Source organism: Jatrophihabitans sp. (genome assembly GCF_051960575.1).
Taxonomy (GTDB): Bacteria; Actinomycetota; Actinomycetes; order Mycobacteriales; family Jatrophihabitantaceae; genus JBQCEE01.
In genome coordinates, this window is sequence record NZ_JBQCEE010000081.1 from 1 (window position 1) to 8,336 (window position 8,336).

Consider the following 8,336-nt stretch of genomic DNA (forward strand, 5'->3'; position numbering starts at 1 on the left):
CCGCCCGCCGACGAGCCCTTGACCGCTTCCTCCACCACTACAACACTCGACGCGGCCACTCCGCCCTCGGCGGTGAACCACCCATCAGCCGGCTCGCCGCCTGATAACAACGTCCCGGGTCACGACATCTAGAGTCGTGCCGTGACGAAGGATCGCGGGCGGAAGGTGATCGCCACCAACCGCCGCGCGCGTCATCTCTACGTCGTCCTCGACTCGCTCGAGGCCGGCGTGGTGCTCGTCGGCAACGAGGTGAAGAGCCTGCGCCTCGGGCGGGTCTCGCTGGTCGACGCGTTCGCCACGATCGACGACGGCGAGGTCTGGCTGCACAACCTGTTCATCGCCGAGTACGCCTTCGGCACGTGGACGAACCACGCGGTGCGCCGCAAGCGCAAGCTGCTGCTGCACCGGGCGCAGATCGACAAGTGGAGCCAGCGGGTGGCCGAGGCCGGTCTCTCGCTCGTGCCGCTGTCGGTCTACCTCAACGACGGGCGGGTGAAGGTCGAGCTCGGTCTCGTCCGCGGCAAGAAGACCTGGGACAAGCGGCAGGCCATGGCCGAGCGCGATGCCCGCCGCGAGATCGAGCGCGAGTTCTCGCACCGGGTACGCGGGATGGGCTGAGCACCAGGACGCGGGCTGCCGCAGGTCCGTGACCGGGGCGCTCGGCCCTGTGCGGCCGCCGCGCCGCCGCCTACGCTCGTGCCGTGCTCGCCGCCCTGCTCCCGTTCACCGTCGCCGCGGTGCTCATCGTGCTGCTGCCCGGCCCCGACTCGCTCGTCGTCGTTCGGGGCCTGGTGCGCGGCGGCCGGCGCGGCGGTGTCGTGACCGCGGCCGGCGTGCTGTGCGGTCTCGTCGTGTGGGTGGCCGCGGCCGCGCTGGGCATCTCGGCGCTGCTGCGCGCCAGTCAGGTCGGCTACGACGTCCTGCGGTTCGCGGGGGCCGCCTACCTGCTCTGGTTGGGCGTCCAGTCGTTGCGGTCGCTGCGCCGCCCGGCGGCGTCGACGCCGGCGCAGGCTGAGCTCGGCGGGCGCCGTGGATTCGGCTCGGGCTTCTGGGCCGGCTTCGTGACCGACGTGCTGAACCCAAAGGTCGGCGTCTTCTTCATCAGCTTCCTGCCCGGCTTCATCCCGTCGGGCTGGTCGGTCGGCTGGACGACGGCCGGGCTCGGCGGCTGGTACATCGCGCTGACCGCGCTCTACTTCGCGGGCCTCATCGGTGTGTCGGGCACGATCGCCACCTGGATGGCCACCGACCGCATCCGCCGCCGGCTCGACGCCATGACCGGGCTGGTGCTGGTCGGGTTCGGCATCCGGCTCGCCGCCGAAGCCTGAGTCCGGCGCCCGGCCGAGGGCTCAGGCCGTCGCGCCGACACCCGCCAGGATCGTCCGCAGATCTTCCGCGGCCTGGGCGGCCGCCGCGTCGGCGATGGTCGAGACGCCGCCGAGGCCGAAGTACGAGTGGTTCAGCGACGGGAACTCACGCGCGATCACGTCGACGCCGGCCGCCCGCAGCGCGTCGGCGTAGAAGTTGCCCTCGGTGCGCAGCACGTCGAGCGTCGACGTGTGCACGACCGCGGGGGCCACGCCGGCGAGGTCGGCGGCCCGCATCGGCGACACCCGCCAGTCGGCGGCGTCGGCCGGGTCGACGTACTGCCGGGCGAAGGCGGCCATCGCGTCCAGGGTCAGCCCGAAGCGCTGGTACACCGACGTCCGCGACATGTACCGCGCGTTGACGTCCTCGTCCTCGTACCGGCCCGCGACATCGGTCACCGGGTACAACAGCAGTTGAGCCGCCAGCGGCGCGCCCGCGTCGCGGCGGGCGATCGCCACCGACGCCGCGAGCTGGCCGCCGGCACTGTCACCTGCCACGACCAGCGTCGGCGTGCCGCCGAACTCGTCGAGCCGGTCGGCCACCCAGTCGGTCGCGCGCACGGCGTCGTGGAACGCGGTCGGGAAGCGGTGCTCGGGCGCCAGGCGGTACCCGACGGAGACCACGACGGCATGCACCTGCGTGCAGATGCGCCGGGCGTGGCCGAGATGGGTGTCGAGGTCGCCGAGCACCCAGCCGCCGCCGTGGAAGTAGACGACGGTCGGCAGCGGGCCGCGGTCGGCCAAGCTCCCGCCGGGCTCGGTCGGTGGACGCAGCACGCGGATCGGCAGCTCGGGCTCGTCGCCGTCGGCCGGGATGACCTGGTCGGTCTCGTCGGCCGGGTTCATCCGCGGGCTCAGCTGCGCGAGCGCGCGGGCGTTGTGGGCCCGGGCCTGCGCGCGCGCCTCCTCGACCGTCGCCGGCGGGGTGTCGCTGTCCGCGTGCCGCCCCCACGCCGCCAGGGCCGGGTCGAGTTCCTCTTCTTCGGTCGCAGCCACGACCGGATCATTGCAGCCCGCGCGCCCGGGCCGTGCCTCACCCCGCGAGGGCGACCTCGGCGAGCAGCTCGGCCGACCGCAGCCGGTCGTCGGCCCCGGGCGACTGGAACGCGACGATCACCTCGTCGGCGTCGGCGTGCTTGGCGAACTGCTCGAGCTCGTCACGCACCTCGTGCGGCCGGCCGACGGCCGAGTACTGCATCATCCCGGCGATCTGCCGGCCCTCGGGCGAGTCGAGCACCGCGTCGGCCTCGTCGTCGCTCAACCGCACACCCGGCCGCGCGAACGCCCGCACCCGCGACCGCTTGGCCTGCTGGAACTGCTGCTCGGCGTCGGCCCGGTCGTCGGCGGCGATCACGTTGAAGCCGGCGATCACGTACGGGGCGTCCAGCTGGGCACTCGGGCGGAACTCGCGGCGGTAGAGCGCGACCGCCTGCTGCAGCGCGGCCGGCGCGAAGTGCGAGGCGAAGGCGTACGGCAGCCCGAGCGCGGCGGCGAGCTGGGCGCCGTAGAGCGATGAGCCGAGGATGTACAGCGGCACGTTGGTGTTGCGTCCGGGGTAGGCGTGCACGCCGGGCACGCGGGTCTCGTCCCCGAGGTAGGCCTGCAGCTCGAGCACGTCCTGCGGGAACGAGTCCGACGACGTCGCGTCGCGGCGCATCGCGTACATCGTGGCGCGGTCGGAGCCGGGCGCCCGGCCGAGGCCGAGGTCGATGCGTCCGGGATGCAGGGACGCGAGCGTGCCGAACTGCTCGGCGATCACGAGCGGGGAGTGGTTCGGCAGCATGACGCCGCCCGCGCCGAGCCGGATCGTCGAGGTGTGGTTGGCGATGTGCGCGATGAGCACGCTCGTGGCCGACGACGCGATGCGGGCCATGTTGTGATGCTCGGCGTACCAGACCCGGCGGTAGCCGCGGGCCTCGGCGAGCCGGGCCAGCCGGACGCTGGCGGCGAAGCTGTCGGCGTGGGTCTCGCCGGTGCGCACCGGGGCGAGATCGAGGACGGAGAGCGCAAGATCGGCCACGACAGGTGCAACCGCTCGCAGCGGCCGGGTGATTCCCGTCTCGACCGATGCGTCCGTGTGGGTTCTCGGTCGGAAACCGTGCCGCGCGCACGGTACCGTCTCAGCAAGATTGTTGATACGGACAACTTCTTGTCCGCCGAGCTTGTCGAGGTTCCCGTGGCCCGAACCGGTCAGCGCGCGCACCACCGCGTGACGTTCCTGGTGCTGTCCGTCGGCGTCGCCGCCTACGCGGTGTTGCAGTCGCTCGTCGTGCCGGTGCTGACCACCATCCAGGACCAGTTCCACACGACACCGAACTCGGCGACGTGGGTGCTGACGGCCTACCTCGTGTCGGCGTCGGTCTTCACCCCGATCATGGGACGCATCGGCGACATGGTCGGCAAGGAGAAGGTCTTCGTCGTCACGATGATCGCGCTCGGCCTCGGCTCGCTGCTCGCCGCGCTCGCGACGTCGATCGGCGTGCTCATCACCGCGCGGGTCATCCAGGGCATCGGCGGCGGCGTGCTGCCGCTGGCGTTCGGGATCATCCGCGACGAGTTCCCGCCCGAGAAGGTCACCGGCGCGATCGGGTCGCTCGCGACCCTGACCGCCGTCGGCGGTGGTGTCGGCACCGTCATCGCGGGCCCGATCGTCGACCACCTCGGCTTCGACTGGCTGTTCTGGCTGCCGATGATCCTCTGCGCGGCCTCCGCGCTCGCCGCGGCACTGTTCGTGCCCGAGTCGCCGGTGCGCACCCCCGGACGCATCTCGCCGCTGCCCGTCGTGCTGCTCTCGGTCTGGCTGGTGGCACTGCTCGTCGCACTGAGCCAGGCGCCGATCTGGGGCTGGGGCTCGGGGCGCGTGATCGGGTTGATCGTCGCCGCCGTCGTCATCGGCGTGGTCTGGGTCTGGTCGGAGACGCGCTCGGCCGTGCCGCTGATCGACATGCGGATGATGCGCCTGCCGGCCGTGTGGACGACGAATGTCGTCGCGCTGCTCGTCGGCCTCGGCATGTATGCGACCTTCGCGTTCCTGCCCGAGATGCTGCAGACGCCCAGCCAGGCGGGCTACGGCTTCGGCGCCAGCATCACCCAGTCGGGCCTGATCCTGCTGCCGTCCAGCGTCACGATGTTCGCGGTCGGGCAGTACAGCGGTCCGCTGACCAAGCGGTTCGGCGGCAAGGCGCTGGTGATCGTCGGCTGCCTGCTCGCGGCGCTGTCCATGGCCGGCATCGCCTTCGCCCACGGCGCCAAGTGGGAGATCTACGTGGCCAGTGCCGTGATGGGCGCGGGCATCGGCCTGGCCTTCTCGGCGATGTCGGCGCTCGTGGTGGCCGCGGTGCCGCCGGAGCAGACCGGCGTGGCCAGCGGCATGAACGCCAACATCCGCACCATCGGCGGCAGCATCGGCTCGGCCATGATGGCCAGCATCGTGACGGCGCAGCTGACGGCGGTCACGCTGCCGGGCGTGCCGCGGCCGGTGACGCTGCCGACCGAGTCGGGCTACGTCGTGGGCTTCGCCGTGCTGGCGGGCGCAATGGTGGTCGCCGCGGTCGCCGGCCTCGCCATCCCGGTCGGCCGGCGCGCGGTGCGGCGCGAGGAGGCCCCGCACGCCGAGCTGGCCATGGTCGCCGGTGGCACGGTCGTCGGCTACGACAGCGAGTGAGCGGGGCGGGTCCGTCCCGCTGCGTCCCGTGACGGATCCCGGATCGCGTGACGGATCTCGAATCCGATGACGGCGAATACTGCCGTCACCAGATCGCCGATCCGTCACCCGCGGCGAGATCCGTCACGAGATCGCGACGCTCACTCGGACGCGGGGCTGTCGGCGGGCGCGTCCGTGCCCGTGGCATCCGGGCCGTCGGCCAGCAGCAGGTAGAGCCTGCGGCGCGCGTCGGCGAGGACGGCGGCCGCGGCGCTGATCTGCGCCTCGCTGCCCGTGCGCCCGACCTGCCGGGTGGCGCCGTGCACCTGCTCGAGCAGGGCGCGCAGGTCGGTGCGGGGGCCGGCGTCACCGAACGCCGCGAACGGGTCGCTCTCGCGCGACTGCACCTGCTCGCGTCCGGCGTCGGTGATGGTCACCAGCTTGCGTCCGGCGTCGGCGACGACGGTGACCAGGCCCTCGTCCTCGAGCTGGCTGATCGTCGGGTAGATCGCGCCGGGGCTGGGGGTCCAGCGGCCGCCGCTGCGGTCGGCGATCGCCTGCATCAGCTGGTAGCCGTGCATCGGCTGCTCGCTGAGCAACAGCAGGACGGCGGTGCGGACGTCGCCGCGCGGTGCCCGGCCCCGGCCGCGACGGGGTCCGCCGTGCGGACCGTGCTCGAACGGGCCGCCCGGGCCGCCCGGGCCGCCCGGGCCGAACGGGCCGCCGCGGTGGCCGCCCCGGGGTGAGCGGAAGCGTGCCTCGGCGTGCGGACCGTGCGGGCCGCGCTCGGCGAAGGCCGGGTGATGGTGGTGGCGGCGCGGGCCGCCGGTCTGAAACGGATGTTGGTGCCTCATGGATGGAACTCCTCGGTTCGTGAGCTAGATTGAGCTCTGTCGGTAGCAATAACGATATATCGCTACTGCACGAACGACAAGGTGTGGCCATTCATTCCGAGGTTCGCGAGGTGCCGTGATCAAGAGACGCTGACGACCAGCGACGACCGTCAGCGTCTGTTGATCAAGACCCGGCGCGGTCTCAGCGGGTGAGGGCCGGCGTGGCGTCGACGCGCTCGCCGGCGCGCAGGAAGCGCATCGTCCCGTCGTCGACCTTGCCGTAGCGCAGGGCGACGACGTCATGGGCGTAGCTCATGCCGAGCCGCCATGGCGCTCGCGAGCCGGCGCGGGGGAACTGGTCGATCGAGCGCAGCACGTAGCCTGCGGCGAAGTCGAGCAGCGGCCGCTCGGTGAGGGTCGGGTCGTCGTTCACCGGGACGGCGGTGTCGTAGCCCTTGGCGTCCATGTGCGCGAGCAGGCGGCAGACGAACTCGCTCACGAGGTCGGCCTTCAGCGTCCACGACGCGTTCGTGTAGCCGATCGTGAACGCGAAGTTCGGCACGCCGCTCAGCATCATGCCCTTGTAGGCCAGCGTCTCGGGCAGCGCGACGTCCTTGCCGTCGACGACGAACTGCACGCCGCCGAACGCCAGCAGGTTGAGCCCGGTCGCGGTGACGACGATGTCGGCGTCCAGCGTGCGTCCCGACTCGAGCTCGATCCCGCCGGCGGTGAAGCGCCGGATGCGGTCGGTCGCCACCGACGCCTTGCCGGCACGTAGGGCGCGGAAGAGGTCGCCGTCGGGGACGAGGCAGAGCCGCTGGTCCCACGGGTTGTACGTCGGCTTGAAGTGCGTGTCGACGTCGAAGTCCGCCGGGAGCTGCTTCACCGTCATGTTCCGGATGAACTTCTTCATCATCTCGGGACGCCGCTGGCTGAGCTGGTAGATCAAGGTCGAGGCCGCGACGTTCTTCCACCGCGTCACCGTGTACGCGCGCTTGGGGCCGACCAGCTTGCGCAGCTTGTTGGCGACCACGTCCTCGCCAGGCAGCGTCATGATGTACGTCGGCGAGCGCTGCAGCATCGTCACGTGCGCGGCCCGGTCGGTCATCGCCGGCACGAGTGTCACCGCGGTCGCGCCGCTGCCGATGACGACGACCTGCTTGCCCGCGTAGTCGAGGTCGTCGGGCCAGTGCTGCGGGTGGATCACCTGACCGCCCGCGGCGGTGAACTCGTCGATGCCCTCGAAGTCGGGGGTGTAGCCCTCGTCGTAGCGGTAGTAGCCGCTGCAGACGAGCAGGTAGCCCGCGGTGATGACGACCGGCGTGCCGTCGTGCTCGGCGGCGATCGTCCAGCGCGCGGTGTCGCTGTCCCACTCGGCGCGCTGCACGCGGTGGCCGAAGCGGATGTGGCGGTCGATGCCGGCCTCGCGGGCCGTCTCGCGCACGTACTCGAGGATCGACGGGCCGTCGGCGATGGCCTTCGCCTGCGTCCAGGGCTTGAAGCGGTAGCCGAGGGTGTGCATGTCGGAGTCGCTGCGCACGCCGGGGTAGCGGAACAGGTCCCACGTGCCGCCGATCGCGTCGCGCGCCTCGAGGATCGTGTAGGTGCGGCCGGGGAACCGGTCCTGGAGGTGATGGGCCGCGCCGATGCCGGACAGTCCGGCCCCGACGATCAGGACGTCGACATGCTCAGTCATGCCGCAAACGGTACGTGGGCGTACCGGACAGTCGCAACGAGGGCGGGACCTTCGCCTACGCCAACACGGCGGCGAGCGCCTCGTCGGCCGCGATCCGCCCGAGCTCGACCGCTCGGCGCAGCAGCGCCGGATCGCGTTCGGTGCGGCCGACGGCCGGCGCGTCGGCCGGCGGCCGCACCTGCAGCGCGGCGGGGTGCGACGCCAGCACCCGCTCGGCCTCGGCGTAGCGCTCGGCGCGCTGTGCCCAGGCCCGCGCCGCACCGGGGGCGACCCGCTGCAGGTAGCGGCCGACCACCTCGCGTTCGAGCCGGCCGGGCGGTGCCGGTGTCTCGTCCGCCCGGCGCGTGCGCAGCGCGACCAGGTGCGTGGCGCCCTGCGCGAGCGCGGTGAGCACGGGCACGGCCTCGGCCAGGCCCGCGTCCAGCCAACGGCGACCGGCCAGTTCGACCGCCCCGCCGGTCAGCAGCGGCATGGCCGTCGAGGCCCGCAGGGCCGCCTGCACGTCGGCGGTGGACGAGAGATACGGGCGCAGGTCGACCGCCTCGCCGCCGGCCGCGTCGGTGGCGAGCGGGTGGAAGCGCACCGGGTTCGCCAGCACGGCCGCGAAGTCCATCGGCACCACCCGTTCGTAGACGGTGTGCACGAGGTGGTGCGTGTCGACGACGGCGCCGCCCCGCAGCGCGCGCCGCGGGTCGATCACCCGGCGCAAGATCGCGGGGTCCCACCCCGCCCCGCGGCTCTCGACCGCGCGACCGCAGAGCAGCCAAGCGGCGTTCAGCGCGCCCGCCGACGAGCCG

9 protein-coding genes are annotated in these 8,336 nt (G+C 72.5%); 4 read left to right on the top strand and 5 right to left on the bottom strand.

The genetic code is table 11. The annotated features are described in order from the left end of the window. From ACTHMS_RS04170 to ACTHMS_RS04180, 3 genes are all read left to right on the top strand, one after another. Positions 1-104: integrase core domain-containing protein (locus ACTHMS_RS04170; RefSeq protein ID WP_440305418.1), on the top strand; the 104-nt coding region annotated here is incomplete at its 5' end. A 37-nt stretch (positions 105-141) separates the two neighbouring features. Next, the gene (gene smpB, locus ACTHMS_RS04175) at positions 142-618 is read left to right on the top strand and encodes an SsrA-binding protein SmpB (RefSeq protein ID WP_440305410.1); all 477 of its coding nucleotides are present in this window, start codon (positions 142-144) and stop codon (positions 616-618) included. Positions 619-701: 83 nt separating this feature from the next. After that, complete coding sequence (locus ACTHMS_RS04180) at positions 702-1,328, top strand: LysE family translocator (protein ID WP_440305411.1); 627 nt, start codon at positions 702-704, stop codon at positions 1,326-1,328. Between the two features lie 21 nt (positions 1,329-1,349). On the opposite strand, the gene ACTHMS_RS04185 is transcribed toward ACTHMS_RS04180, so the two are convergent. Then, on the bottom strand, positions 1,350-2,363 hold the full coding sequence (locus ACTHMS_RS04185) for an alpha/beta hydrolase (protein ID WP_440305412.1): 1,014 nt from the start codon (positions 2,361-2,363) through the stop codon (positions 1,350-1,352). A 37-nt stretch (positions 2,364-2,400) separates the two neighbouring features. Then, on the bottom strand, positions 2,401-3,387 hold the full coding sequence (locus tag ACTHMS_RS04190; protein ID WP_440305413.1) for an LLM class flavin-dependent oxidoreductase: 987 nt from the start codon (positions 3,385-3,387) through the stop codon (positions 2,401-2,403). Between the two features lie 156 nt (positions 3,388-3,543). On the opposite strand from ACTHMS_RS04190, the gene ACTHMS_RS04195 reads away from it, so the two are divergent. After that, positions 3,544-5,031 carry an MFS transporter gene (locus ACTHMS_RS04195; protein ID WP_440305414.1) on the top strand — a complete coding sequence of 496 codons (1,488 nt, stop codon included), beginning with the start codon at positions 3,544-3,546 and terminating at the stop codon, positions 5,029-5,031. Between the two features lie 140 nt (positions 5,032-5,171). Here the strand turns inward: ACTHMS_RS04195 and ACTHMS_RS04200 are convergent, their stop codons facing one another. From ACTHMS_RS04200 to ACTHMS_RS04210, 3 genes are all read right to left on the bottom strand, one after another. Continuing rightward, positions 5,172-5,864, bottom strand: a complete 693-nt coding sequence (locus tag ACTHMS_RS04200) for a PadR family transcriptional regulator (RefSeq protein ID WP_440305415.1) — start codon at positions 5,862-5,864, stop codon at positions 5,172-5,174. Between the two features lie 181 nt (positions 5,865-6,045). Beyond that, positions 6,046-7,539, bottom strand: coding sequence for a flavin-containing monooxygenase (locus ACTHMS_RS04205; protein ID WP_440305416.1), 1,494 nt, complete (start codon positions 7,537-7,539; stop codon positions 6,046-6,048). Positions 7,540-7,594: 55 nt separating this feature from the next. After that, the coding region (locus tag ACTHMS_RS04210) for a patatin-like phospholipase family protein (RefSeq protein ID WP_440305417.1) at positions 7,595-8,336 on the bottom strand (742 nt) is incomplete at its 5' end.

Excerpts from the sequence above, each read along its gene's own strand:
- ACTHMS_RS04205 (WP_440305416.1), bottom strand. The coding sequence starts at position 7,539 with ATGACTGAGCATGTCGACGTCCTGATCGTCGGGGCCGGACTGTCCGGC.
- ACTHMS_RS04200 (WP_440305415.1), bottom strand. The coding sequence starts at position 5,864 with ATGAGGCACCAACATCCGTTTCAGACCGGCGGCCCGCGCCGCCACCAC.